The following is a 26,310-nucleotide window of genomic DNA, read 5'->3' on the forward strand; positions in this document are numbered from 1 at the left end:
CACCCCGTGGCCATCGGCCGACACGACGAGCTTGGGACGCGACTGGGTAGGGTGCACGCAGAAAGTGCCTTCCTGCTGCGATGACCGAGACCTTCGACAAGCCTCATCTTCCCAGCTCAGAAGGCAACTTTCGCCTTTCCGCTCAAGGCTTCGGACACCCCCATAAGCGAAACGCGCAGACTGGTGCGCACCGAGGGACAGAGCAATGCCCGTGCGACCACAGGGAGTTGAGGGACCGTACAACCGACCCCCGGAACGCAACCTGAACCCGCTCCGAAGTCGGCCCGAACTCAGACAGTCCCAGGTGTCACAAGCCCCGACTCGTACGCCACGATCACCAGTTGCGCCCGGTCCCGCGCCCCCAACTTGCCCATGATCCGGCTGACATGGGTCTTCGCGGTCAGCGGGCTGAGTCCCAACGCGTCGGCGATCTCGGCGTTGTTGAGACCGCTCGCGACCAGCGCGAGCACCTGCCGTTCCCGTTCGGACAGCCCGCTCAGCCCGCCCACCGCGGATGTCGTCCCGGTGTTCGGCGCGCGCAGAAAGCGGGCGATCAGCCGCGAGGTGGGACCGGGCGAGAGGAGGGACTCCCCCGCGGCCACCGTCCGGATGGCGTCGAGGAGTTCGGCCGGCCTGATGTCCTTCACGAGGAAGCCGGACGCCCCGGCCCGCAGTGCCTCGACGATGTTCTCGTCGGTCTCGTACGTCGTCAGGACGAGCACCTTGACCCCCGCGAGATCCTCGTCGGCGGCGATGAGCCGGGTCGCCTCGATCCCGTCGAGGTCGGGCATGCGGATGTCCATCACGATGAGATCGGCCCGCGCCGACCGGGCCAGCGCCACGGCCTCCCGCCCGGTGCCCGCCTCGGCGACGACCTCCATGTCCCCGGCCGACGAAACGAGCATCGCGAAGGAGGCCCGTACGAGGTTCTGGTCGTCGGCCAGCAGTACGCGGATGGTCATCGAACCTCGTCCTCCCGGGACAGCGGCAGTGTGGCGGTGACCTCGAAGCCCCCGGCGGGCCCCGGACCGGCGTCCAGTGTCCCGCCCACGCTACGGGCCCGCTCCCGCATTCCGATGAGCCCGAACCCCGGCCTGCCGTCGGACGGGCCCACTCCGCCGCCCGAGCCGTCGTCCCCGCCCGTCCCGTCGTCCCTGACACTCACCCGCAGTGCGCCGTCCGCGGTCCACAGACCCACTCGCACGGTGAGGTCCTCGCGGCCGCCGTGACGTACGGCGTTGGTGAGCGCCTCCTGCACGATGCGGTACGCGGTGGCGCCAACGGAGGGCGGGATGTCGTCCGCGCGGACGGACAGTTCGACCTTGGCCCCGGCCACCCGGCCGGTCTCCGCGAGAGCGGCCAGTCCGTCGATCCCGGGCAGCGGCCCCCGCATGTCCTCGGCCCCGGAAACAGAGCCGGACACGGAACCGGGCCCCGCTCCCAGATCCGCGCCCACTCCCACGACTGTGTCATGCGCCCGCAGCACCTCCAGCGTCGTACGCAGTTCTGCCCGGGCGGTCCGGCAGGTCCCCGCGATGTCGTCCAGTGCCTGGGCGACGGCCTTGCGGTCGAGGCGCTCGGGGTCGGCGGTGAGGACGTGGGCCGCCACGGACGTCTGCACGCCGATGAGTGTGATGCTGTGGGCGAGCAGGTCGTGCAGGTCACGGGCGATCCGCAGCCGTTCCTCGGCGACGCGGCGCCTGGCCTCCTCCTCCCGGGTGTGTTCGGCACGTTCGGCCCGCTCGACGATGGAGGCGACGTACCGGCGGTAGTAGCGGACGTCGATACCGATGAACAGGACCGCGATGATCCAGCCGGAGATCTCCAGGGACTCCAGCGCCCCCTCCGAGTTGGTGAGGCCGTTGCTGATCAGTGTCGGGCCGAGGACGGCGACACCGGTGAGCAGCGTGCGGCGTACGGCGCCGGTCGCCGCCACGGTGTAGAGCGCCAGGACGATCGCGGGGGCGGGCAGGGCGGGGTTGTAGTCGAGGGCGTAGTACGGAGCCATGCACGCCACCACCCCGAGCAGGGCCACCAACGGACTGCGCCGCCGCCATACGAGGGGCACGTGCCCGGCGAGCAGCAGCATCCAGCTGAGATGGTCGGGCCGGGTCCCTTCGCTGCCCGTCAGGGTGATGGCTACGGCGAGCACGGCGACGCACAGGGCGAGGACCGCGTCGTTGCGGGTGCGGTGCGGTGCGGTCAGCGGTTCGCGGTTGATGGCGGACAGGATGCGCTCGACGCGACGGGACCGCCCGCCGCCACCGGCCGCCGTCTCCGCCGCCGACCGGTCGCGTACCCCTGTGGTCGTTCCCCGTTCTTCCACGGCTCCATCTTCCGGTACTCGTGCGGGAACCCGGGCGCCCCTACGTAAGGAGAGGCACCTGGGCGGGCCCGCCGGATCAAGGTGCACGATCAGCGTGCTCGATCAGAGCGTTCGATCGAGGCCTTCGATCAGCGTGCTCAGGGTGCACTGACGGTTTCCGGCTGCCGGGGCGGCTCGGTCGGTCCGCCCCTTCCGCTCGCCCCGGCCGGTTCGGCCGGCCCGGGCTGCCGTGAGAGCACGCCCGGCCACCACACCTTCCGGCCCAGGGCGACGCTGGCACTGGTCACCAGATACGTCCGTACGAGGAAGGTGTCGAGCAGGACACCGACGGCGATCACGAAGCCGAGCTGGACCAGCTGCACCAGGCCCATGTTCATCAGCACGGCGAAGGTCGCGGCGAGGACGAGTCCGGCGGAGGCGATGACGCCGCCGGTGGTGCGCAGTGCGGTCAGTGCCGCCGTGGCCGGTTCCGCTCCCGCCAGGGACTCCTCCCTCATCCGGTGCATGAGGAAGATGCCGTAGTCGACGCCGAGGGCGACCAGGAACACGAAGGACAGCAGTCCGAGCCCCGGATCGGTGCCCTTGAGGCCGAGGAGCGGTTCGAAGACCAGTCCGCCGATCCCGAGGGAAGCGCCCCACACCGCGACGACCGCGACCACCAGGAGCAGCGGGGCGACCAGACTCCGCAGCAGCACGATCAGGATGAGCATCACGGAGACGAGGACGAGTGGTACGACGATCTTCGTGTCCCGGGCGTTGGTGTCCTCCAGGTCGATCTGCTGGGCGCTGTCCCCGCCGACGTAAGAGCCCTTCAGTTCGTCCCGCAGGGACTTGATGGTGGTGGTCTCCCCCGCCGACTGGGGTGCGCTCTTGGCGAAGACGGAGATCTCGGTCCAGCCGTCTCCCGTACGCCCCTTCTCCGCGCTGCCGACGCCCGGTGTGCCGCGGACTGTCGCGAGGGTCTCGTCGGCGCGCCCCTGCGGGGTGATCACGTCGATGGGCTGGCTGCCGCTGTCGGGAAAGGACTTGGCGAGGGTCTCCATCGCGACGACGGACTCCGGCTTCTTGACGAAGGAGTCCTCCTGCTTGAGCGCTCCCGGCAGGTTGAACGAGCCGAGGGCGAGGGCGCCGAGCAGTACGGCACCGCTCGCGAGTACGGTCAGCGGCCTGCGTCCGGCGGAGCTGCCCATCGCCGAGAACAGGCTGCGCCGCTGCTTGGGCGTGCTCCCGAAGGCGGGCACGAGCGGCCAGAACACGCGCCGTCCGACCACTACGAGGATGGCGGGGAGCAGGGTCATCATCGCGATCAGCGCGCACAGCACTCCGACGGCGCCGAGCGGGCCCATGCCCCGGCTGCTGTTGAGGTCGGCGGCGAGCAGGCACAGCAGTCCGGCGGCGACGGTGCCGGAGGAGGCGAGCACGGCGGGCCCGCAGCCGCGCAGGGCGGCGACCATGGCCTCGTACGGTCGCTCGATGCGCCGCAGCTCCTCCCGGTAGCGCGAGATGAGCAGCAGCGCGTAGTCCGTGCCCGCCCCGAACACGAGGATTGTCATCACACCCGAACTCTGCCCCGAGACGGTCGTGCCGAAGGCCTGGTTGAGGCCGTAGGCGACGCCCATCGACATGTAGTCGGCGATCCCGGCGACGACGAGGGGCACGAGCCACAGCACGGGGCTGCGGTAGATCAGGATCAGCAGTACGGCGACGACGGCGACGGTGGTGTAGAGCAGCGGTCCGCCGAGCGAATCGTAGACTGCGCCGGAGTCGGTGCCCAGCGCGCCGGTGCCGCCCACATCGACGCTCAACCCGCCTTCGCCCTGGGCGACTTTGCGAACGTCGGTTACGAGCTCGTCCTGCTTCTCCTCGTCCGCCCCGGGCTCGTTGCTGGCGACCGGGTACATCAGGGTCGTGCCGTCCTTGGACGGAATCCCCTGGGGAGTACCGCCGATCAGCTCGTGCTGTCGGGTGATCTCCGCGACCTGCCCGGCCGCGGTCTTCCGGTCGGCGGCGCTGAGCCCGCCGTCCCGGTGGTAGACGAGCACCATCTCGGTGGTCTCGCCACCGGGCAACTTCTCCTCGATCTTCGCCGCTTGCGTCGAGTCCGCGCTCGCCGGCAGGTAGTCGGTGACCTTGTCGTGCTGCACGTCGGCGAGCTTCGCCGCGAACGGCCCGACGAGTGCGATCACCGCAATCCACAGCCCGAGCACCGCCCATGGAACGGCTCGCCCGCGCCCCGTCCTCGTCGTGGTTGTCTCTCCGGCCCTCATCGACCGATCTCCCTCCGGGTGACGTCTGCTTCGGTTCCCAGACTTCCGGTGAGAACCACGGCTTTCGTCGGGCGGGAGGGCGAGGTGACGCGTACTGCCGGGGGTGACGGCGGGTGCGGATTACTCCCTGGGAGGTAGTCGGCGGACGGCGCGCCGCCCCGGAAGGGGTGCGGGGCTGTTTCGATCTGCGGCTCCGCCGCGATGGGGGTCCCCCCGCTCGAGCGAAGCCGAGAGTGGGGGAGCGACCAGCCCTCACCGACCCGCAGCAGAAATGAATCCCCCGCCGGGAGGGCGCGAGGGGCCCGGGCCCACCCGGGGCTCCCGACGGCGTCCGCGCCGCCGTGAGCAATCGCGTCACATCATCCGCACAGATCGTCAGCGCAGTGCCCACTGTAGCGAGGGTCTCCCGTTCGGCAGGCTGTACGGCCCGTCGGCGAGAGCGATACGGGCACCCTGGAGGAGGATGGCCTTCCGGCCGACGGAGGGCCAGGTGGGGCGCCAGCGGGTCCCGGGCCTCATGGAGCTCCATGGCCAGCCCGGGCCCGCAGGGTTCGCCTAAGATCCGGCGCCATGCGGTGGGGGTGGAGGCGACCGGACCGTATACCTCGCGCTGGTCGCCCAGGAGGACCAGGTCGGCTATTGCCTCGCCGTCGTCGGCGAGCAGGTGCCGCACGGCCGCAACCGGTGCAGCGCATTGGCGAAGGAGCCGGTCAGACCGGTGACGTCGGCGAGATCGGCCAGCAGGCGTCCCCAGCCGGCGCGGGTCTCCTTGATGGGCTGGGAACCCGGCGGCGCCGCCGGTACGGCCGAAAGATCTGAACCAATACCGGGAATCAGGCCGCGACGAGCTCCTGCTCGCGGGCCGGCGTTTTGACCTTGGGCTTCTTGTTCGGCAGCGAGAGCCGGAAGACCTTGCGCCACGCGGAGAACACCTGCTTGGGCAGCGGCCCGGTGACGTACTCCAGCTCGTACTTTTCGAACAACGCGCGCACCTTCACCGCGACCTCGGCGTACCGGTTGCTCGGCAGGTCCGGGAAGAGGTGGTGCTCGATCTGGTGCGACAGGTTGCCGGTCATGAAGTGCATGGCCTTGCTGCCGCTGATGTTCGCCGAGCCCATCATCTGGCGCAGGTACCACTGGCCGCGCGTCTCGCCCTTGATCGACCGGCGCTCGAAGACCTGTACACCCTCGGGGAAGTGCCCGCACATGATCACCGAGTGGGACCAGATGTTGCGGACCAGGTTCGCGGTGAACGTGGCGGCGAGCGTGGGGAGGAACGACGGGCCCGACAGCAGCGGGTGGATGACGTAGTCCTTGAGCACCTGCTTGCGGATCTTGCGGCCCACGGCCTTGGCCTGCGCGCGGAACTCCGGGTTCTTGCGGCGGCGCTTGTGCAGGTTCTTGCCGAGTTCCAGGTCGTAGGCTGCGATGCCGTACTCGAAGAAACAGGCGTTGATGAAGTTCCACAGCGGCTGGCCGAGGTGGAACGGGTGCCACTTCTGGTCCTCGTCGACGCGCATGATGCCGTAGCCGAGGTCGTTGTCCTTGCCGATCACGTTGGTGTACGTGTGGTGCAGCTCGTTGTGCGAGTGCTTCCACTGGTCGGCCGGCGAGACGTGATCCCATTCCCAGGTGGTGGAGTGGATCTTCGGGTCCCGCATCCAGTCCCACTGGCCGTGCAGGATGTTGTGGCCGATCTCCATGTTGTCCATGATCTTCGCCACGGACAGACCGGCGGTGCCGATCAGCCACGCGGGCGGGAAGAGCGAGAACAGCAGCACGCCCCTGCTGACCAGTTCGAGCTTGCGCTGCGCCGAGATGACCTTGCGGATGTAGGCGGCGTCTTTCTCGCCGCGGCCGGCGATCACCTCGTCGCGGATCGCGTCCAGCTCGCGGCCGAGCTCCTCGATCTGCTCCGCGGTCAGGTGGGCGGTGGGGTCGATGGCGGTCAAAGTGCTCCTACTGTTCGATGTCGCAGGGGCCCGCAGCGGCGGACACGCAGGTCTGGATGAGGACGCCCGGCTCGGCTTCGGTGATCTCGCCGGTGCGCAGGTCGCGGACGGCGCCCGCCTTGAGCGGCGTGACGCAGCCGAAGCAGATGCCCATGCGGCACCCGGAGGGCATGAGCACGCCGGCCTCCTCGCCGACCTCCAGCAACGGCGTGGCGCCGTCCGCGTCGACGGTCTTGCCGGTGGTGCTGAACGTGACCTCGCCGCCGTCGCCGGCGACGACGACGCTGGGGCGGAAGCGTTCGGTGTGCAGGCGCTCCGGGACGCCGTGTTCGCTCCAGTGCCTTTCGGCGGCGTCGAGCATGCCCGCGGGCCCGCAGGCCCAGGTCTCGCGCTCGGCCCAGTCGGGCACGAGTTCGTCGAGGCGGGCGATGTCGAGCATGCCGTCGGTGTCGGTGTGCACCTCGGTGAGCCGCAGCTTCTTGTCCGCGGCGGCGATGTCGAGCATGCCGTCGGTGTCGGTGTGCACCTCGGTGAGCCGCAGCTTCTTGTCCGCGGCCAGGTCGTGCAGTTCGCTGCGGAAGATCACGTCTTGCGGCTGTGGCGCGCAGTGGACCATGACGACGTCGTCGAACTCGGTGTCGCGCAGCATGCCCATCACGGGCGTGATGCCGCTGCCGGCCGTCAGGTAGAGCACCTTGGCGGGCTTGACCTCCGGCAGCACGAAGTCACCGGTCGCCTGGTCGAGCTGGATCAGTGTGCCCGGCTTCGCCCTGCGGACCAGGTGATTGCTGACCTTGCCGTCCGGGATCGCCTTCACGGTGATCGTGACGCGGCCGTCCTGACGGTTTGCCGGCGAGGTGAGCGAGTAGGCACGCCACAGTCGCACCCCGTCGACGTCGACCCCGATCCGCACGTACTGACCGGCTGTGTGGCCACGCCAGCCCCGTCCCGGTCTGATCACGATGGTCGCGGCGTCACGCGTCTCGGCGTGCACGGCCTCGATGCGCCCACGCAGGTCGGCACCCGCACGCAGCGGGCTGACCAGATCGAGGTAGTCCGACGGCAGCAGCGGCGTCGTGACCATCTCCAGCAGTTTCCACGCCCTGCTGCGGAGGGCTGTACTCGTCATGACTCCAGCTTGCTGTGCCTCAGGGCGTAAAGTCCTGACCGCAGGATGTGAATCAGGTCGCGTGAATTGTTCGCAGGGAACAAAACATGAGTCATGCAATCCAGAGGGCCAGCGAGCTGGCCCTGGATGAGAGGACGGTCACCGCACTGCGGGCCGCGCTGAAAACCACCGCCGACGAAGTCGTCCAGGCGATCATCGACGAGGTCCCTTCCTACGCCAACGCCCTTTCGGGCAGCATGGGCGGCACCATCCGCCGAGCCGTCCGCACCGCCCTGGGACACTACCTGGACCTCGCGAGCGGCAGCGCCACGGGCGGCGACGGCGGTGACGCGGCCTACGAGTTGGGCCGCGGCGAGGTACGCGACGGCCGTTCGATGGACGCCCTGCTCAGCGCCTACCGCGTCGGCGCCCGCGTGGCCTGGCGATGCCTGGCAGCGGGTGCCGTACCCGCAGGTCTGCCCGCTGCCGAGGTCGCCAAGTTCGCCGAGCTGACCTTCGCCTACATCGACGAGCTCTCCGCCGCGAGCGCCGCGGGCCACGCCGACGAACTGGCCGCCCAGGGCAGGGCGCACGAGCGCCACCTGGAACAGCTTGCCCGCGACCTCCTCGCCGGCGCGAGCCCGGACGTACTGCTTGTCTCCGCTCAACGGGCCGGGTGGCAGCCCCCGGTTGCGCTGACCGCGGTGCTGCTGCCCGCCGCCCAGGCTCGGCCTGCCTACCGCGTGCTCGACCCGAGCACCCTCGTCCTCGACGAGCTGCCGGACGCCTTGGGCGTACTGCTCGTCCCCGATGCCGACCGATCACATCTGTTGAGGCAGCTGGCCGACCGCACCGCCGTGGTCGGCCCGGCCCGGCCATGGACTCGTGCGTCCGACTCGTACGCACGAGCCGTGCGCGCGCGTTCCCTCTCCTCTGATATTCGCGACACCGAGGACCACCTGCCCGAGCTGGTGCTGAGCGCCGACGGGGACGCGTTCGCAGACCTGCGGGCCCGAGCCCTCGCACCGTTGCGGACCTTGCCTGTCGCGACCGCGCAGCGGCTGGAGGAGACCTTGCGGGCGTGGCTGCTGCACCAGGGCAGGCGGGACGAGGTGGCGGCGGCGTTGTTCGTCCATCCCCAGACCGTCCGGTACCGGATGGCGCAGCTACGGGAGCTGTTTCCGGATCTCGCATCGCCGCACCGGGTCCTTGAACTGACGCTCGCGGTCGGTCTCAGGGTCAGCTGACGCGTTCTTCGACCGTCCAGGACCGCGTCCGCGAGCGGTCCAGTAATCGTGCCTTCCCTGCCCCTCACCTCCTACCGGGGCCAGTCGCTGGACCTGCGGCCGGGCGACCCGCTGGTGATGCTGACCGACGGCGTGCTGGAGCGCAACGCGGGCAGCCTCGATGTGTCCGACCTGATCGTGCCCACTCGCGCGCTGCATCCCCGCGAGGCCGCTCGCACCCTCAACCACGCAATTTCGGCTTGATCGGTTCGGCCAGATCAGCCGCCCGCTCCCCTGCCGCCGATTGGGCCTGCCCAAGCCGAGTGGATCGGCCGGCCATGGGAAAGATCAGGGTTTACGAACGGGCATCTCCCGCTCGCCTACGCGCAAGGATCGCCGATGCTTCCTGAGGTCCGCCCCCACGTATCCGCCGCCCTGGCACACCAGTTGGAACATCAATTGGGTCCGGCTTCGCGTCTCGAAGCCGACCAACTCGATGTGGAGCGCGTAGCAGGCATCGCAGTCGTCGCAGCTGCCCACTCCGACGGCTATGCGGCCACCGGCCATCTTCTCGGGCTACTGGCCGCGCTGCCTGCCCCCACCGAGGCAGGCGAACGCTTTTGGTCGGACCTGTGGAGGTCCTCGGGCACCGCGTACCTGCTACCCGTCAACATGAAGGCCCAGGTGCTGCGTTCTCTGGAAGGAGAGGGAACCGCCCTGGCCCGGCAGATCCTCTCGGCCTTCGATGAGATGACCCCGCCCCAGCGCGTAGCGGCCGGGGAGGTGATCGGTCAAGCCCTCGCCGAGTCCGACCTTTTGCCTGACCTCAAGACACAGGTCATCGGCGAGTTGTGGCTCCGAGATCTCGAGCTCACCGCCTGGCGCGTTCTGCATGCGGACCGCAGATGGGACGATCCGGTTGGACGGCAAGCCTTCCTCGACGCCTGGACGGGCGCCTGACCGTCTGCTGGGTAACTGCGCGAACAGGCGCAGAACATGCCGCGCTCGAACCGGACGACGCTCGAAGCAACTGAGGTCAGGAAGTTCGGGCCGAGGTCGCACCCGTCTCCGCCTCAACAGATCAGGGGCCGCTCAGCAATGGCTGCGGCGGCCCCTGATCCTTTGCACGCCCGGCACGAGAGCAGGCGCTTCGCCCGGTGGTCGGCAAAGCCCGCACGGGCCGCGCTCACCGGACGCAGTGCGCGCGACCCCTGGGGCAGGGCCGCGAGGTCAGACCAGGTTGATGTTCTCGGCCTGCGGACCCTTCTGGCCCTGGGTGACGTCGAACGTCACGGCCTGGCCCTCCTGGAGCTCACGAAAGCCGGTGGAGTTGATCGCGGAGTAGTGCGCGAAGACATCCGGGCCGCCGCCGTCCTGGGCGATGAAACCGAAGCCCTTCTCCGCGTTGAACCACTTCACAGTTCCCGTTGCCATGTCTGATGCCTTCCAGTCGATGAACGCCTCCCACACCATGTGGAAGGCAGAGGTGATCGCCCTGGTCCCTGCGGCACAGCACAGCAAAACGCCCACACCAGAGGCACGGGCAAGAGGGAATTCCGAACCACGACAGCTGACGCAGAACGTTACACGCCCACACGCCGCGTCACCATAGGAAACGATCACAGCGCACAGCAGACCATGTGTGCTGTGCCCGCCGACGCGGACGGGCACGCTCATCTCACGCTGCTGCGATCGAGTTCACCGATGCGGTGGCGCGGCGATATTCGGCGGGCTTCGCCGATGGCACGGAGGAAGCCCTGTGTGGTGCCGAGCATCTCGGCAGCCCGGCCAGTGGTGCAGGCGGGCTAGTCGTCGTCATCGAGACGGCCGAACGTGTCGTCTGCTGTCATCGCACCTCTCTGTGGAACGCGTGGAGGGGCCCTGATGCCGTACTGACACCAGGGCCCCGAAGGAACTACTCCACCATCTGCGGGCCCTGATACTGCACCGGCCCTCTGTTTCCGCAGACCCGACCGAGACACTGTCGGGGGCGCGGGGATCGCGGTTGCTCGACCGGAGACCACCTCACTATCGATGTCCTGCGGTACCCGGGTCCAAGACTTCCACCCGGGCGATCCTGATGGCGCTCGGCTCCTCCGTTCTTCCCTCTTGATCAGTTACTCACCAACGGAAACTGCGAACTGCTGGTGGCCTTACACAGCGCCACTCTTCGGCAGCCAGCCCCGTCACCCGTCCTGCGTCTGCTCTGGCTTGGAACCCCACTGCCGAACCTCCCGGTGCGCGCGCCCGCAGCCGACGCCTTCACCGAGGTACTGCTCACTCACTTCACTGCTGGGTACTGCGAACCTTCACTTACTCGTACTGCCACTGCGGTACTGCTCATGGCGGCCCCTGATCACTGCGGGCCACCCGGTCCGGTCGTCAGTCCCGTCGCCGTCCTGCAACCGCTCTGGCTTCGGAACTCCACCACCGCACCGTCCTGCGTACTGCAACTGCGTGCTACTGCCCGGCAGTTCATCTCTGCCGGGCCTCTCTTGACCTCTGCTACGACAGAAACCTTAACCACACTGCCGACCAAAGTCTACTCCAGCCGATATAGATTTCCGCGCGCTGGAAAGTGAGGTGCTCCGCCTCGACCGGTCTGCCTCGCCGGTCCCCATGGATGGTTCAAGCAGCTGCGAGACTCTGTCCGGTACTCACAGTGACCCACCACCGCGTGGAGGCAGAGGGTGTCGGATGTGCTGAGGGATTCGCCCATTTGGGCGAGTTCGCCCGCCGTCTTCGACGCCCCCTGAAGGAGGACGGGCCTCCCACGCGTCTGCACTTCCGTGTCGCCCGGATCCTGAGGGCAACGGTGGCGGGAACCCCCTGCACGCGGTGTGGGCCCGCCGGCGTACCGGTCGGGCCCACGCTGCTGCTCAGGTGTCGGCTCGTGTCTGTTGCCCCGGTCAGACCGTGACAGGGGTGCCGAGCATCGCGGAAGCCTGCTGCATCGGGCTGAGATTGCCCAGGGGCGCTGCCTTGGGAACGGCGCGGCAGGTGAAGCCGAGCTGAGCCATGGCCCGCAGGACTTCGGCGGCGCTGAAGTCACGGCGGTCCTGGCGGGTGATGACCTGGCCGACCTGCTTGACGGGGTAGTGGCGGCGGCCGATGATCACCGATTCGCCGGTGACCGGTTCGGGCTTGATGCCCTTCATCGATTCCAGCACGCCGCCCTTGGTGAGCTCGAAGGGGAAGCGGGCGATGACGCAGCGCATGTGGCCTCACAGAGAGAAGGGAAGAACGGAAGAACGGTCCGACCAGGGGCCAGGTGTTTCAGCGGGAGAGGGCGAGGATGCCGAGAGCGCCGCCTTGAAAGTCTTAGGCCACCGCGCCGAAGCCGGGCCGGCGTACAGGGGTGCGCCTGGTCGCGGAGGTGGGGCGGCGGCGGCCTCGGGAGGTGGCGCTGCGCTTGGGGCGTTCGACCACCGGTGCGGTGATGACGACCGGGATGCCGGACGGGGCCTGGGCGCCGGTGATCCGGTTCAGGGCCTCGTCGCCCGAGCGGATCTGGGTGGTCTGCGGCCGGATTCCGGCGTCCGACATCAGACGGACCATGCCTCGGCGCTGGTTCGGCGTGACCAGGGTGACGACGCTGCCGGACTCGCCGGCGCGGGCGGTACGGCCGCCGCGGTGGAGGTAGTCCTTGTGGTCGGTCGGCGGATCGACGTTGACGACCAGGTCGAGGTTGTCGACGTGGATGCCGCGCGCCGCGACGTTGGTCGCCACGAGCACGGTGACGTGCCCCGTCTTGAACTGCGCCAGCGTGCGGGTGCGCTGGGGCTGCGACTTGCCGCCGTGCAGCGCGGCGGCCCGTACCCCGCTGTCGAGCAGGTCCTGGGTCAGCCGGTCGACGGCGTGCTTGGTGTCCAGGAACATGATCACGCGGCCGTCGCGGGCGGCGATCTGGGTCGTGGCGGCGTGCTTGTCGGCGCCGTGGACGTGCAGGACGTGGTGCTCCATCGTGGTGACCGCACCGGCCGACGGGTCGACGGAGTGCACGACGGGGTCGGTCAGGTAGCGGCGCACCAGCAGGTCGACGTTGCGGTCCAGGGTGGCGGAGAACAGCATTCGCTGCCCCTCCGGGCGCACCTGGTCGAGCAGCGCGGTGACCTGGGGCATGAAGCCCATGTCGGCCATCTGGTCGGCCTCGTCCAGTACGGTGATGCCCACGTGGTTCAGCCGGCAGTCGCCGCGGTCGATGAGGTCCCTGAGCCGGCCCGGGGTCGCGACGACGACCTCGGCTCCGCCGCGCAGCGCACTGGCCTGCCTGCCGATCGACATGCCGCCCACCACCGTGGCCAGCCGCAGCCGCACGGAGCGGGCGTACGGGGTCAGCGCGTCGGTCACCTGCTGTGCCAGCTCACGCGTGGGTACGAGGATCAGCCCCAGCGGCTGGCGGGGCTCGGCACGCTGTCCGGCGGTGCGGGCGAGCAGGGCGAGGCCGAAGGCCAGGGTCTTGCCGGAGCCGGTGCGCCCGCGGCCGAGCACGTCACGGCCCGCCAGGGAGTTCGGCAGCGTCGCTCCCTGGATCGGGAACGGTACGGTCACCCCCTGCCTGCCGAGTTCGGCCAGGAGCTGCTCGGGCATGTCGAGATCGGCGAAGCCCTCGACGGCGGGCAGCGCGGGGGTGATCGTCCTGGGCAGCGCGAACTCACCCTGCGCTGCGGCGGGCCGACGGCCGTAACCGCCGGAGCGGACGGGCCCGCCGGTACGGCGCGGTGCCTGCGAGCCGTAGCCGCTGCCGCCCCTTCCGGCGTCGGCACGGCCGTCACGGGTGCGGGCGGGGCGGTCGTTCGTGTACGTGCGGTTCATGCGGAACCTTCCTCGATGTGGCACATATCAAGGAATCCCCGCTGCGATGAACGGCATGGAGAATTACAAGTATGGACCGGTGGAAAAGAAAGCAGATCTGGCCGACCGAAACCTTCGGGTGCGCAGGTGCTGAAATGGGTGACGCGATCGGGACCTTGCGATCCGGGCGCCGGCTGCGAGGCAGCGCTGCAGGATGCGTCTGCGTCCTGAGGGAGGAACCGCTTACGGTGGCACTGCAGATTCCTCCGGGGCGTCCCGCGGGTGAAAACCGCTGCGGGATACGCGTGCAGCTGGGGCCCGCACCCCGAAGGATGCGGGCCCCAGCTACAGATGGTGCGTGAGCGTCAGGCCGGAACGATGTTCTCGGCCGTCGGGCCCTTCTGGCCCTGCGCGATGTCGAAGGTCACCTTCTGGCCCTCGAGCAGCTCACGGAAGCCCTGCGCGGCAATGTTCGAGTAGTGGGCGAACACATCGGCGCCGCCACCGTCCTGCTCGATGAAGCCGAAGCCCTTTTCCGCGTTGAACCACTTCACGGTACCAGCAGCCATGTCATATCTCCTTTGGGGCAGTGCATCGGCATCCGCACCACGCGGACGCCGTGTCGCCGCGATGATTACCCCGCCCGGAAATGACCGGAAATACAAAAGTGCTCCCGATCGGCAGAAGCCTGGCGGGGGCACTTGAAGTTTTGGGAACCACAACTGCAACTGAGAACGACAGTAGCACGCCGGAACGTTCCGTGTGCGTTGGATAATTCCACTCTGCTCGTCGCGGCTAAAACCCCTACTGCGTGGTCCGTAAAACTCTGACCTCTCGGGCACAGATATTGATTCACCCGGAGTGCAACGTCTCATGAAGAGTCGCCGAGGACACCAGGGGTCCCAGGGGTGCGACGACGTACGCGGCCATCCGTAAAACGCCGCTTCGAGGGGGCCCAGCAGCTCGTGTCGACATGCCGTGGTCGAAGTCGGACGGACCGCGGCGGCTGATCGCTCTCACATCTCCGGCGCTGCCCGGTCGGTGCCGGTGTCGATGAGGATCTGCTCGGCCTGCGTAACGTTGCCGGCGCGGACGGCCTCGGCCATCGCGGCGCGCGCAGCGTCGGGCGTCGCGTGCGGCGGGACCACCAGCAGGGAGAAGAGATCCTGCTCGCCACGGGTGATGAGGACGGTGTCGTCGCCGGCCGGGAAGGAGTCGATGTGCACGACTCGGTCATCGACAACCAGCCTCGTCGGCAGTGCTTCCCAGGCAGCGGCGTCCAGGCCGACACGTGTGACCGGCCCGAGGTGCTCGGCCAGGGCAGCGATCAGGGCGGGGAGCTCCGCGGCGATGTCCCGGGACCGCGGCCACCATGCTCCGTCGAGAACACCCCGGCGGTCGTGCGTCGTCTCCAGCCGTACTACAGCCGTCCCGGGTTTCAGGGCCTGGTGGACGGCGTCCCGCAGGAGCCTGGTCACACGCGGGGAGCCGGAGTCGGACATCGCACTCGCCTGCCTGCCTGCCTGTAAGGAAAACGGAGTGACTTGCTTGCTTCACGGTACTCCGCGGCCCACGTCGGCCGGGAAGCTCGCCGGTCACATCCGAGGGCCACAGGGCATGCCGGAGTAGAGTGAAAGATCGGTCCGCTCATCTGTGCCCGAACAACGAGGTCGCCATGCAGCCCACGGATACACCCCCGGACGGGCACGCCGAGGTACGTATCGTCGCGGCCTCCCCCGAGGTCGCCCGTCGCGTCGCGGAGGTTCTCCGCCAGTGCTTCGCCGCCACCGAGCAGCGCAGCTATCCCGCGGACAGCCAGGGAGGGACCCGCCTCCAGCTCACCGTGGACACCACCCGCCCGGCAGAACCGGCACGGTCCTGGCTGGAGACGAGCCGCTCCTCGGAGGACGACCGCCGACGGAAGTGAGCCGACGTCCAGGAGCGGTCCGTTCGGCCTCTTCGGGGAGTAGCGTGAACTCATCGGGAGCACTTCGCACGCCGGCTCCTATGCCGGTTTCGTTCCCGGTGAGCAACGACACCGGGCGGCTGCCCTCGCGCAGAGGCGCAGAGATCCGGAGAGGGGTTTCGCGCGATGCCCGCGACCACCCCTCATCCCCCGCTACGGGCCGTTCCCTTCGGAGTCCCGACCGCGCGACTCGCGCGGAAACCCGTGAGTTTCCTTCACCAGGGCACGTCGAGCTGGACGGCGCCTGGTGGCCGCGTTCACGTGACCTGACACGCGAACGTTCACGTGACCTGACACGCGAACTCTCCGCTCTGGCGGACGTGCTGGATCCGCTGTGGGGACGGATCACTCATATCGCCGTCAACTCGCACTACGGGCCGATCCTCCCGCGCACGGTCTCAGCCAACGGCCATGCGGCAAAGGTTGGTTGGTTCACGTCGGAGCAGGATCCGCACAAGAAACTTCCTCATCGTACGGGGCCACCACCGGCCGGCCCGGCCGACTACCGGATCCGCTTCGACAGCCTGGAGTCGTACCACTACCCGGCCGCTACCTCCGGCACTACAACCACGCGCTGCGCATGGACCTCTACCAGAACAGAACACCGACACCTTCCGCGCCGACAGCTCCTTCACGGTGGTCAGCCCCTGGATGTGACCCTCACCGCGTGGATACGCATCCGCAAGTAGCGAAGTCTTTCGTGTCGCAGGACTAGACAGAGGCAACGTCCGTACCCGTTAATCCATCCCATGTATCCGTGGAAAGGGCCAGTGGGATCGATGCTTCTTTGAATCCGGGCCTTGTTGCCCAACAGGGCTGTCGCCTGGCGCCCACAGTCGCGGACCCGGGCGGAGTTCCGACGAGCGAACAGGATCAACGCAGTGCCGGAGGAGTTACACGCGCATCGGCTCTCGCCGGCCCGTGGCCGGGACCGCGGCCGCCACCAACGGCTCCGCTGTGATGCCGTCGGCCTGCGACGTATGACGCCACGCCGGCAGCAGGCAAGTCCGTGACCTACTGCACCCGACCGCCGGACATGCGAGCGAACGCACCTACGAACCAAGCAGTCACTCTGCCCTTACCGAAAGGTTCAAGATGTCTTCCTCCGTCAGCAGACGGCGCTTACTGCAAGCAGTCGGGACCACCGCCGCCGCCTCTGCCACCGGATCCTTCGCCTGCGCGTCCCCCGCCCACGCGGCCGCGCCTCCCGCAGGGGCCGACATCGGGGTCTCCGCGCACCCCTTCGCACTCGCCCAGGTCCGGCTCACCGCGAGCCGCTGGCTGGACAACCAGAACCGCACACGGAACTACCTGCGGTTCGTCGATGTCGACCGGCTGCTGTACAACTTCCGCGCCAACCACCGGCTGTCCACCAACGGCGCGGCCCCGAACGGTGGTTGGGACGCGCCCGGCTTCCCCTTCCGCACCCATGTCCAAGGGCACTTCCTCACGGCATGGGCGCAGCTGTACGCCGTGACCGGGGACACCGTCTGCCGGGACAAGGCGACCCACATGGTTGCGGAGTTGGCCAAATGCCAGGCCAACAACAGCGCCGCCGGCTTCAACACCGGCTACCTCTCCGGCTACCCCGAGTCCGACTTCACCGCTCTCGAGCAGCGGACCCTGAGCAACGGCAACGTGCCGTACTACACCATCCACAAGACCCTCGCCGGCCTGCTGGACGTATGGCGTCACATCGGCAGCACACAAGCCCGTGACGTACTGCTCGCCCTGGCAGGATGGGTGGACCTGCGCACCGGCCGGCTGAGCGGCCAGCAGATGCAGGCCATGCTGGGAACCGAGTTCGGCGGCATGAACGCCGTGCTGACCGATCTCCACCAGCAGACGGGCGACGCGCGGTGGCTCACCGTCGCCCGGCGGTTCGACCACGCCGCGGTGTTCGACCCGCTGGCGGCCAACCAGGACCGGCTCAGCGGACTGCACGCCAACACCCAGGTACCCAAGTGGATCGGGGCCGCCCGGGAGTACAGGGCCACCGGTACCGCTCGGTACCGGGACATCGCCACCAACGCCTGGAACTTCTGCGTCGACTCGCACACCTACGCCATCGGCGGCAACAGCCAGGCGGAGCACTTCCGCGCCCCCAACGCCATCGCCGGCTACTTGAACAAGGACACCTGCGAAAGCTGCAACACCTTCAACATGCTTCTTCTCACGCGGGAGTTGTTCACGCTGGACCCGAGCCGGGCCGCGCTGTTCGACTACTACGAGCGGGCCTGGCTGAACCACATGATCGGCCAGCAGAACCCGGCCGACCCCCACGGCCACGTCACCTACTTCACCCCGCTCAACCCGGGAGGCCGGCGCGGTGTGGGCCCCGCGTGGGGCGGCGGCACCTGGAGTACCGACTACGGCACGTTCTGGTGCTGCCAGGGCACGGGCCTGGAGATGCACACCAGGCTGATGGACTCCATCTACTACCGCAGTGACGACACGCTGATCGTGAACCTGTTCGTGCCCTCGGTGCTCACCTGGGCGGAGCGCGGAATCACGGTCACCCAGACCACGACCTACCCCGTCAGCGACACCACGACCCTGCAGGTCACCGGCAACGTCAGCGGGACCTGGGCGATGCGCTTGCGCATCCCGGGCTGGACCGCCGGGGCCACCGTCAGCGTCAACGGCACGCGGCAGGACATCGCCACCACGCCCGGCAGCTACGCCACCCTGACCCGCTCCTGGACCTCCGGCGACACCGTCACCGTCCGCCTGCCCATGCGGGTCATCATGCGAGCGGCCAACGACAACGCGAACGTCGCGGCGATCACCTACGGCCCGGTGGTCCTGTCCGGCAACTACGGCGACTCCACGCTCAGCTCCCTCCCCACGCTGGACACGTCCTCGATCAGGCGGACCAGCAGCACGTCACTCGCCTTCACCGCCACCGCCAACGGCTCCACCGTCAGCCTGGGCCCGTTCCACGACGCGCACGGCCACAACTACACCGTCTACTGGAACGCCGGCGGCACCGTCCGTCTCGCCAATGTGGGCAGCGGTCTCGTGCTGGGCATCCAGGACATGTCCACGGCCGACGGCGGCCGCGCCCTCCAGTGGCACGACTCGGGCACCGCCGACCACGACTGGCACATGGTCGCCGATGGAAACGGGTTCCGCTTCCGCAACGCCCACAGCGGCAAGGTGCTCGGCGTCTTGAACATGTCCACGGCAGACGGGGCGACCGTCCTGCAGTGGTCGGACAACGGCACCGCCGACCACCGATGGACCCTGCTCGACCAGGGAGACGGGACCTACAAGATCCGCAACGAGCACAGCGGCAAGTTGCTCGCCGTCGCGAACAACTCCACCGCTGTCGGCGCGTTCGCGGTCCAGGATGCGGACGACGGCACCGCCGACAACCGGTGGCGCATCGTGAGGATGTGAGTTCCGCCCCGGAAGCAGACGGCCGCTCTCCCCCCTTCCGTCTGCTCGACAGCTCGACCCTTGTTCGGCATGACGAACAGAATCGCTCACTCAAGGAGATGAGACCCCCATGCGCAGACGTGGTTTCAGCCGCAGGCACTTGTCTGTGGTGCTCGCGACCCTGCTCGCTTCGGCGGCGACACTCGTCGCCAACCCCGCCCAGGCGGCCACCACGAGCACCGTGCGCGGCGCCGGTTCCGGCCGGTGCCTCGATGTGCCGGGCGCAGGCCAGACCGACGGCACGAACGTGCAGATCTGGGACTGCCACGGCGGGACCAACCAGCAGTGGACGCTGACGGACAACAACCAGCTCACCGTGTACGGCAACAAGTGCCTGGATGTTCCGGGCCACGCCACCACGGCCGGTACCCGACCGGTGATCTGGTCCTGTAACGGCGGGACCAACCAGCAGTGGCGGGCGAACGCCGACGGCACGATCGTCGCCGTGGAGTCCGGGCTGTGCCTGGACGTCAGCGGCGGCGCCACGGCCAACGGCACGGCGGTGCAGCTCTGGAACTGCAACGGCGGCAGCAGCCAGAAGTGGACCGGCCTGTCCGGGACGCCGACCACGTGTGCTCTTCCGTCGACGTACCGGTGGAATTCGACGGGCCCGCTGGCGCAGCCGGCGAACGGGTGGGTCGCGCTGAAGGACTTCACCACCGTGACGTACAACGGCCAGCACCTGGTCTACGCGACCAGCTCTGACGGATCGTCGTGGGGCGCGATGACGTTCCGGCCCTTCACGAACTGGTCGGACATGGCCTCGGCCGGCCAGACCGGGATCAGCGGGTCCGCGGTGGCACCCAAACTCTTCTACTTCGCGCCCAAGAAGATATGGGTGCTGGTCTCGAACGGGTGGGGCACCGCCTGGCCCTTCACCTACCGCACGTCCAGCGACCCCACCAACCCCAACGGCTGGTCCGCGCCGCAGGAGCTGTTCACCGGCAGCCTCCCCACCGGCGGCCCGATCGACCCGACCGTGATCGCCGACGACCAGAACATGTACCTGTTCTTCGCCAACGACAAGGGCAGCATCTTCAAGTCGACCATGCCGATCGGGAACTTCCCGGGCAGCTTCGGCTCGTCGTACACGACGGTCATGAGCGACACGGAGAAGAACCTGTTCGAGGCGCCGGAGGTCTACAAGGTCCAGGGCCAGAACCAGTACCTCATGATCGTTGAGGCTCGTGGTGCGACCGAGCAGCGATTCTTCCGCTCGTTCACGGCCTCCAGCCTGAACGGTCCGTGGACCCCGCAGGCCGCCACCGAGAGCAACCCCTTCGCGGGCAAGGCCAACAGCGGTGCCACCTGGACCAACGACATCAGCCACGGTGACCTGGTCCGCAACAACCCCGACCAGACCATGACCATCGACCCCTGCAACCTGCAGTTCCTCTACCAGGGCAGGTCTCCCTCGTCAGATGGCACCGACTACCTGAAGCTGCCGTACCGGCCGGCCCTGCTCACCCTGCAGCGCTGACTCGCGCGCACCTGATCACCAACTCATGAGCGGCCCATCAGGCCCGCACAGCTTCGCGGGCCAGGAAGGAACCCCCCATGGTTTCCCTGCACAGACGACTGCTGCGTCTCCTCACGGCCACCGCGCTGACGCTCACCGCCTGCGTCACCGCCTCTGCCGACACGACCGCCGAGGCCGCGCCGGGCAGCCCGGCGCTCACCCCGCCACTGGGCTGGAACAGCTGGAACAGTTTCGGGTGCGGGATCACCGAGGCGCAGGTCCGCGAGGCCGCCAACGCGATGGTGTCCTCGGGGATGCGGGACGCCGGCTACCGGTACGTGGTGGTCGACGACTGCTGGTTCGACCCGCAGCGTGACGCGGCCGGCAACCTGCGGGCCAACCCCACCAAGTTCCCCAGCGGCATGAAGGCGCTCGGTGACTACATCCACAGCAAGGGCCTGAAGTTCGGCATCTACCAGGCCCCCAACGAGAAAACCTGCGCCCAGGGCGTGGGCACCTACCCCGGCTCCACGGGCAGCAAGGGCCACGAGGCCCAGGACGCCACCACATTCGCCTCCTGGGGCGTGGACTACCTCAAGTACGACTGGTGCTCAGGCAGCGGCACCCTCAGCGAGCAGATCGCACAGTTCACCATCATGCGTGACGCCCTGCGCGCCACCGGCCGTCCGATCGTCTACAGCATCAACCCCAACAGCTTCCACTCCCCCACCGGCGACAAGTACAACTGGGGCGAGGTCGCCGACCTGTGGCGGACGACCGAGGACCTGCTCGACATCTGGCAGAACAACAACACCAACAGCTACCCGATGGGCGTCGGCAACGTCCTCGACGTCACCGCCCCGCTCGCCGCGCAGTCGGGTCCCGGACACTGGAACGACCCCGACATGCTGGTCGTCGGCCGCCCCGGCCTGTCCCTGACCGAGTCCCGCTCCCACTTCGCCCTGTGGGCACTCATGAGTGCCCCGCTCATGGCCGGCAACGACATCCGCACCATGTCCGCCGACGTGAGCGCCATCCTGCGCAACCCGCGCCTGCTCGCGGTCAACCAGGACTCCCTGGGCGCGGGCGGGCGCCGAGTCCGCGACGACGGCGCCACTGAGGTGTTCGCCAAGCCCCTGTCCGACGGCTCCGTCGCGGTCGGCCTGTTCAACCGAGGCAGCAACACCGCGACCGTCACCACCACTGCCGCACAAGTCGGCCTGTCCGGCGGCGCCTTCACCCTCACCGACCTGTGGACCGGCGGCACGTCGACTACCTCCGGGCAGATCTCGGCCAGCGTCCCCGCGCACGGTGTCGCCGTGTTCAAGGTGACCGGCGGCAGCCCGCTGGCCTCCACCACCGCACGCCTGCGCGCTACCGGGTCCGGCCGCTGCCTGGACGTGGACCGCGCCGCCACCGCGGCCGGGTCTGCGACGCTGATCTGGGACTGCCACACCGCCGCCAACCAGCTCTGGACCACCTGGGCCGGAGGCGAGATCCGCGTCTACGGCGACAAGTGCCTGGACGCCTCCAACCAGGGCACCACCAACGGCACACGAGTCGTCATCTGGCCCTGCAACGGCCAGGACAACCAGAAGTGGACCGTCGGTTCCGACGGGTCGATCCGCAACGTCCATGCCGGGCTGTGCCTGGACGTCAACGGGGCCGGGAGCGCCAACGGGACCCCGGTCGTCCTGTGGACCTGCAACGGCCAGAACAACCAGAAGTGGACCACGCTGCCGTGACAGGCAGACGTCCGGCCGGAAGAGGGCAGTCCCACGACAGCGGCCCAAGCTGAAGGGACTGCCCGCCCTCCTGCACAGGGACCGGGACTTCGAACCCAACGGCAGACCGTGGAGGGAGCGGGCGTCTCCACGGTCTGCACTGCGACCTCCAGGAGCTTGCCGCTGCGCACACCCTTGATCTTGCAATAGCCATCGCCCGTGTTGGTGAAGGTCGGTAGACGGTGCCGTGGCCGGGCAGCATGCTGGAAACCAGGGTCGGCCTGGCCGTCCGGCCGCCGATCCTGACGCCGCCCATGTCGGCGTGCCCGCCGGCGGCCTTGCTCCGGTGGAACGCCATGCTGACCAGACCGCGACACCCTTTCAGGTCCCAAGGGCCACTGCTGCCGGAGGTATTGACGCATTCCGCTCCTCACACTTAGCGTCTGCCCGACCTCACGAACGCCGTTCGATGCATCGGACAGCTCACTTCGGCGGACAGGGAGTCGGATACGGAGGCTCCACCTCCCCGGCAGTGGAGACCGAGACCCCGCTCGCATCGACAACCGCTCGGTCGGCCCCCGCACCCCGACCGCCCCACTCGGGTGACAAGCGTGCCGTCACCACGGCGAAGCACAGCACACACGAAAGACATGCGTCACCCGGAATCAGTCGGCCCCTTCCGCGGGCCCGGTGGTGGCCTTTGCAGAACGACAGGAGACATACATGTCCGCGCTTCGCGCCCGGTTGTCGGCGATACTCCTCGCCGCGTGCCTGCTCTTCACAGGCCAAGCCTTGATCACACCGGACCGAGCGGCCGCCGCCGACCCGGGCTACCTGATGACGCACTTCATCGGGGAGGGGTCGAACGGTCAGCAGATCTACTTCTCCTACAGCACGGACGGCCTGAACTGGACTGAGCTCAACGGCGGCGGAATCGCCCTTCGCTCCACGGTCGGCACGAAGGGGGTGCGGGACCCCGCACTGGTGAGATCCCCGAACGGTGACAAGTACTGGATCATCGCGACCGACCTGTGCATCAGCTGCGGGCAGAACTGGGAAACCTCCATCAACAACGGCAGCCGCAACCTCGTGGTGTGGGAGTCGACGGACCTGATCAACTGGTCGGAGCCGTGGCTGCTCAACGTCGCCGGCGCGATCCCCGACGGACGCAACGCCTGGGCGCCGGAAGCGATCTGGGACCCTGCGACCAACGACTACGTCCTGTACTGGGCGACGAACAAGCCGGTCGACGGCGTGAAGAAGCATCGCATCTACTCCGCCCACACCAGCGACTTCCGTTCCATCACCACCCCACAGATCTACATCGAGCGCCCCGGCATGCAGGAAATCATCGACACCCAAATCGTCGAGATGCCGGCCGGCGTCGGCAACCACCGCTATGTGCGGGCCTCCGGCGACGGGCAGATCACCCTCGAAGGCAGCAACTCGATCCTCGGCACGTGGACCAATCTCGGCAACCTCTCCGGCATCGGCCTGACCGGTGCCCAGGTCGAGGGCCCGATGTGGATGAAGTTCCGCGACCGCAACGAGTGGGCGCTCTACCTCGACCAGTACTCCTCCGGACGCGGGTACATACCGGTCACGACGACCAACCCCTCCGCCCCCGGCACCTACCGGATTCCGGCGTCGGGAACCTACTCCATGGGCGCCACGAAGAAGCGCCACGGCTCGATCCTGAGCCTCACGGCCGCCGAGGAGTCCCGCGTGCTCGCACGTTGGAGCGACATCCCGGCCAACCGGCTCCAGTCCTACAACTTCCAGGACCGGTACGTGCGGCACGCCGACTTCGACATGCGCATCGACCAGAACGTCACCGGCCCGGACGCCCAGTTCCGGCTGCGGCCCGGCCTGGCGGGCACCGGCACCGTCTCCTTCGAATCGGTGAACTACCGCGGGTACTTCCTGCGGCACTCCGGAGACGACTTCCAACTGGTCCGCAACGACGGCACCGCCCAGTTCGCCGCGGACGCCACCTTCCGGCAGGTCGCCGGACTCGCCGACTCGACCTGGTCGTCCTTCCAGTCGTACAACCACCCCGACCGTTACATCCGCCACTACGCCTACCAACTGCGCCTCGACCCGATCACCACCGCGACAGGACGCAGCGACGCCACCTTCCGCGTGACGAACTGACCCGCACCGACGGCGGCGGCCGGCCGGGCCGGTGTGGTCAAGACCTGGCCTGCGAAGGGCAGGCAGGTGGCGACCAGGATCGCCGCCGGCCGGGAGATACAACCGACACGGAGCAGCGCGAGCCTCACTTCTCGACAGCGGGAAGACGCTCCGGATACTTGTGTGACGAGTGTTGACGGAGCGAGGTGCAGAACCTATCGTCTGGCCGACTTTACGAACGATGTTCGATATATCGAGCCGGTGTGAAGAGGCGTCCGCCGCACACCAGCACCAGAGGGAGTACTCCGTGAGACCTGCGCTCACCCGTCGAACGGTCCTCGGCATGATCGCCGGCTCGGCGGCCGCCACCGTCACCGGTGTCTCGGCCGGTACCGCCCACGCCGCCGTGCCCGCCTCCCCCGGTGTGACGTACACGAACACCATCGCCGAGCAGCGGGCCGACCCGCACATCTTCAAGCACACGGACGGTTTCTACTACTTCACCGCCACGGTCCCGGCGTACGACCGGATCGTGCTGCGCCGGGCCACCACGATCCAGGGGCTCACGTCGGCCGCCGAGACGACCATCTGGACGAAGCACTCCACCGGTGAGATGGGCGCCCACATCTGGGCTCCGGAGATCCACTTCATCGACGGCAAGTGGTACATCTACTTCGCCGCGGGCGCCGCCAACGACATCTGGAGGATCCGGCCCTACGTCCTGGAGTGCACGGCCGCGAACCCGATCACGGGCACCTGGGCGGAGAAGGGCCGTATCGCCCTGCCGCTGGACACCTTCTCCCTGGACGCGACGACCTTCGTCGTCAACGGCACCCGCTACCTGGCCTGGGCGCAGAACGACCCGGCCGTCGGCCGCGGCACCAACATCTACCTGGCGCGGATGTCCAGCCCGTGGACCATCACCGGCGCACCGGTCGTGATCAGCCGCCCGACCGCCGCGTGGGAGACCGCCGGAGGGGAGACGGTCAACGAGGGCCCGGCCGTGATCCAGCGAGGCGGCAAGGTCTTCATGACCTTCTCGGCCAGTGCCACCGACGCCAACTACTGCATGGGCATGCTGACCGCGTCCGCCTCGGCGGACCTGCTGAGCGCGTCGTCGTGGGCCAAGAGCACAGGCCCGGTCTTCGCCAGCAACGCCACCACCAGCCAGTACGGCCCCGGGCACAACCAGTTCACGGTCTCCGAGGACGGCAAGTCGGACATCCTCGTCTACCACGACCGCAGCTACAAGGACATCAGCGGTTCCCCGCTCAACGACCCCAACCGCCGCACTCGCGTGCAGAAGATCTACTGGAAGGCCGACGGCACACCCGACTTCGGCATCCCGGTCGCCGACGGCCTCACTCCGATCCGGCTCTCCTCGTACAACTTCCCCGACCGGTTCATCCGGCACTGGGAGTACCGCGCCAAGATCGAGCCGAACGTCTCCCCGCTCACCGACTCGCAGTTCCGCGTCGTCGCCGGTCTCGCCGGCACCGGCACCGTCTCCCTGGAGTCGGCGAACTTCCCCGGCTACTTCCTGCACCACAAGAACAACGAGGTGTGGGTGGAGAAGAACGACGGGACGTCGCTGTTCGCCGCTGACGCCTCCTTCACCGCCCGGGCCGGCCTCTCCGACTCCGCCGGAGTCTCGTACGAGTCGTACAACCTCCCGGGCCGCTACATCCGCCACTACAACTACCTGCTGTACGTCCAGGCTCCCAGTACGACGACCGACCGGGCGGACGCCACCTTCTACACCCAGTGAGCCGGCGCCGCCCGCCCGTCACTTCCGCTCAGTCGGACGGGGAGGGGCTCGGCTCGCGGAGCAGCTGTCCAGGAGTTCCTCGACGGCTGCGGCCCAGTGGTTCCAGCCCCCCGGCACCTTGCCGTGAACCTGCGGATGCCGGGCCG

General features: G+C 68.4%; 20 protein-coding genes and 2 pseudogenes. 10 read left to right on the top strand and 12 right to left on the bottom strand.

The features are described from left to right. Positions 1-290 precede the first annotated feature (290 nt). The 6 genes and pseudogenes from FDO69_RS37755 to FDO69_RS37780 form a co-directional block, all read right to left on the bottom strand. Entirely contained in the window at positions 291-962 is a 672-nt protein-coding gene (locus FDO69_RS37755; protein WP_104787905.1) for a response regulator, read from the bottom strand. Next, positions 959-2,326, bottom strand: a complete 1,368-nt coding sequence (locus FDO69_RS37760) for a sensor histidine kinase (protein WP_104787908.1) — start codon at positions 2,324-2,326, stop codon at positions 959-961. The genes FDO69_RS37755 and FDO69_RS37760 overlap by 4 nt, the downstream gene beginning before the upstream one ends. Before the next feature lie 137 nt (positions 2,327-2,463). Then, the gene (locus FDO69_RS37765; protein WP_104787910.1) at positions 2,464-4,593 is read right to left on the bottom strand and encodes an MMPL family transporter; all 2,130 of its coding nucleotides are present in this window, start codon (positions 4,591-4,593) and stop codon (positions 2,464-2,466) included. 322 nt (positions 4,594-4,915) lie between these two features. Further along, a pseudogene (locus FDO69_RS37770) lies at positions 4,916-5,158 on the bottom strand (TerB family tellurite resistance protein); the annotation flags it as partial. A 268-nt stretch (positions 5,159-5,426) separates the two neighbouring features. Continuing rightward, positions 5,427-6,545 (bottom strand): fatty acid desaturase family protein, encoded by a 1,119-nt coding sequence (locus FDO69_RS37775; protein WP_104787913.1) that lies wholly within the window; start codon positions 6,543-6,545, stop codon positions 5,427-5,429. 7 nt (positions 6,546-6,552) lie between these two features. Next, positions 6,553-7,674 carry a ferredoxin reductase gene (locus FDO69_RS37780; protein WP_138430271.1) on the bottom strand — a complete coding sequence of 374 codons (1,122 nt, stop codon included), beginning with the start codon at positions 7,672-7,674 and terminating at the stop codon, positions 6,553-6,555. Between the two features lie 86 nt (positions 7,675-7,760). Here FDO69_RS37780 and FDO69_RS37785 point away from each other — a divergent pair, with 86 nt between their 5' ends. From FDO69_RS37785 to FDO69_RS37795, 3 genes are all read left to right on the top strand, one after another. Beyond that, positions 7,761-8,900, top strand: a complete 1,140-nt coding sequence (locus FDO69_RS37785) for a PucR family transcriptional regulator (RefSeq protein ID WP_104787915.1) — start codon at positions 7,761-7,763, stop codon at positions 8,898-8,900. Positions 8,901-8,948: 48 nt separating this feature from the next. After that, positions 8,949-9,143, top strand: a complete 195-nt coding sequence (locus FDO69_RS37790; RefSeq protein ID WP_234388276.1) for a PP2C family serine/threonine-protein phosphatase — start codon at positions 8,949-8,951, stop codon at positions 9,141-9,143. A gap of 135 nt (positions 9,144-9,278) precedes the next feature. After that, positions 9,279-9,839, top strand: coding sequence for a hypothetical protein (locus FDO69_RS37795; RefSeq protein ID WP_170321001.1), 561 nt, complete (start codon positions 9,279-9,281; stop codon positions 9,837-9,839). 270 nt (positions 9,840-10,109) lie between these two features. Here FDO69_RS37795 and FDO69_RS37800 read toward each other — a convergent pair whose 3' ends face one another. The 6 genes and pseudogenes from FDO69_RS37800 to FDO69_RS37825 all read right to left on the bottom strand — a co-directional run bounded on the left by FDO69_RS37800 (position 10,110) and on the right by FDO69_RS37825 (position 15,175). Then, a complete protein-coding gene (locus FDO69_RS37800) occupies positions 10,110-10,313 on the bottom strand; it encodes a cold-shock protein (RefSeq protein WP_055495910.1) in 204 nt (67 codons plus the stop codon). A 281-nt stretch (positions 10,314-10,594) separates the two neighbouring features. After that, positions 10,595-10,729: pseudogene (locus tag FDO69_RS42540) on the bottom strand (MerR family transcriptional regulator); the annotation flags it as partial. Between the two features lie 1,059 nt (positions 10,730-11,788). Further along, positions 11,789-12,097: an SCO5918 family protein gene (locus FDO69_RS37810; RefSeq protein WP_104787918.1), complete on the bottom strand. Its 309-nt coding sequence runs from the start codon at positions 12,095-12,097 to the stop codon at positions 11,789-11,791. A 103-nt stretch (positions 12,098-12,200) separates the two neighbouring features. Continuing rightward, positions 12,201-13,694 carry a DEAD/DEAH box helicase gene (locus FDO69_RS37815; protein WP_104787921.1) on the bottom strand — a complete coding sequence of 498 codons (1,494 nt, stop codon included), beginning with the start codon at positions 13,692-13,694 and terminating at the stop codon, positions 12,201-12,203. 344 nt (positions 13,695-14,038) lie between these two features. After that, positions 14,039-14,242, bottom strand: a complete 204-nt coding sequence (locus FDO69_RS37820) for a cold-shock protein (protein WP_023586116.1) — start codon at positions 14,240-14,242, stop codon at positions 14,039-14,041. A 447-nt stretch (positions 14,243-14,689) separates the two neighbouring features. Further along, positions 14,690-15,175 carry a DUF5994 family protein gene (locus FDO69_RS37825; RefSeq protein WP_104787924.1) on the bottom strand — a complete coding sequence of 162 codons (486 nt, stop codon included), beginning with the start codon at positions 15,173-15,175 and terminating at the stop codon, positions 14,690-14,692. Positions 15,176-15,348: 173 nt separating this feature from the next. On the opposite strand from FDO69_RS37825, the gene FDO69_RS37830 reads away from it, so the two are divergent. The 7 genes from FDO69_RS37830 to FDO69_RS37855 all read left to right on the top strand — a co-directional run bounded on the left by FDO69_RS37830 (position 15,349) and on the right by FDO69_RS37855 (position 26,164). Next, a complete protein-coding gene (locus FDO69_RS37830) occupies positions 15,349-15,600 on the top strand; it encodes a hypothetical protein (RefSeq protein WP_104787927.1) in 252 nt (83 codons plus the stop codon). A gap of 80 nt (positions 15,601-15,680) precedes the next feature. Further along, the gene (locus tag FDO69_RS43185) at positions 15,681-16,328 is read left to right on the top strand and encodes a DUF5994 family protein (RefSeq protein WP_420878575.1); all 648 of its coding nucleotides are present in this window, start codon (positions 15,681-15,683) and stop codon (positions 16,326-16,328) included. Positions 16,329-16,734: 406 nt separating this feature from the next. Further along, positions 16,735-19,041, top strand: a complete 2,307-nt coding sequence (locus FDO69_RS37835; protein WP_104787930.1) for a beta-L-arabinofuranosidase domain-containing protein — start codon at positions 16,735-16,737, stop codon at positions 19,039-19,041. A gap of 109 nt (positions 19,042-19,150) precedes the next feature. Then, positions 19,151-20,560, top strand: a complete 1,410-nt coding sequence (locus FDO69_RS37840; RefSeq protein WP_104787933.1) for a non-reducing end alpha-L-arabinofuranosidase family hydrolase — start codon at positions 19,151-19,153, stop codon at positions 20,558-20,560. A 77-nt stretch (positions 20,561-20,637) separates the two neighbouring features. Next, a complete protein-coding gene (locus FDO69_RS37845) occupies positions 20,638-22,284 on the top strand; it encodes a glycoside hydrolase family 27 protein (RefSeq protein ID WP_104787936.1) in 1,647 nt (548 codons plus the stop codon). Positions 22,285-22,986: 702 nt separating this feature from the next. After that, positions 22,987-24,417 carry a glycoside hydrolase family 43 protein gene (locus FDO69_RS37850; protein ID WP_104787939.1) on the top strand — a complete coding sequence of 477 codons (1,431 nt, stop codon included), beginning with the start codon at positions 22,987-22,989 and terminating at the stop codon, positions 24,415-24,417. Positions 24,418-24,739: 322 nt separating this feature from the next. After that, positions 24,740-26,164 carry a family 43 glycosylhydrolase gene (locus tag FDO69_RS37855; RefSeq protein ID WP_104787942.1) on the top strand — a complete coding sequence of 475 codons (1,425 nt, stop codon included), beginning with the start codon at positions 24,740-24,742 and terminating at the stop codon, positions 26,162-26,164. Positions 26,165-26,310 lie beyond the last annotated feature (146 nt).

Origin of the sequence: Streptomyces tibetensis (genome assembly GCF_007655005.1) — a bacterium.
Classification (GTDB): Bacteria; Actinomycetota; Actinomycetes; order Streptomycetales; family Streptomycetaceae; genus Streptomyces; species Streptomyces tibetensis.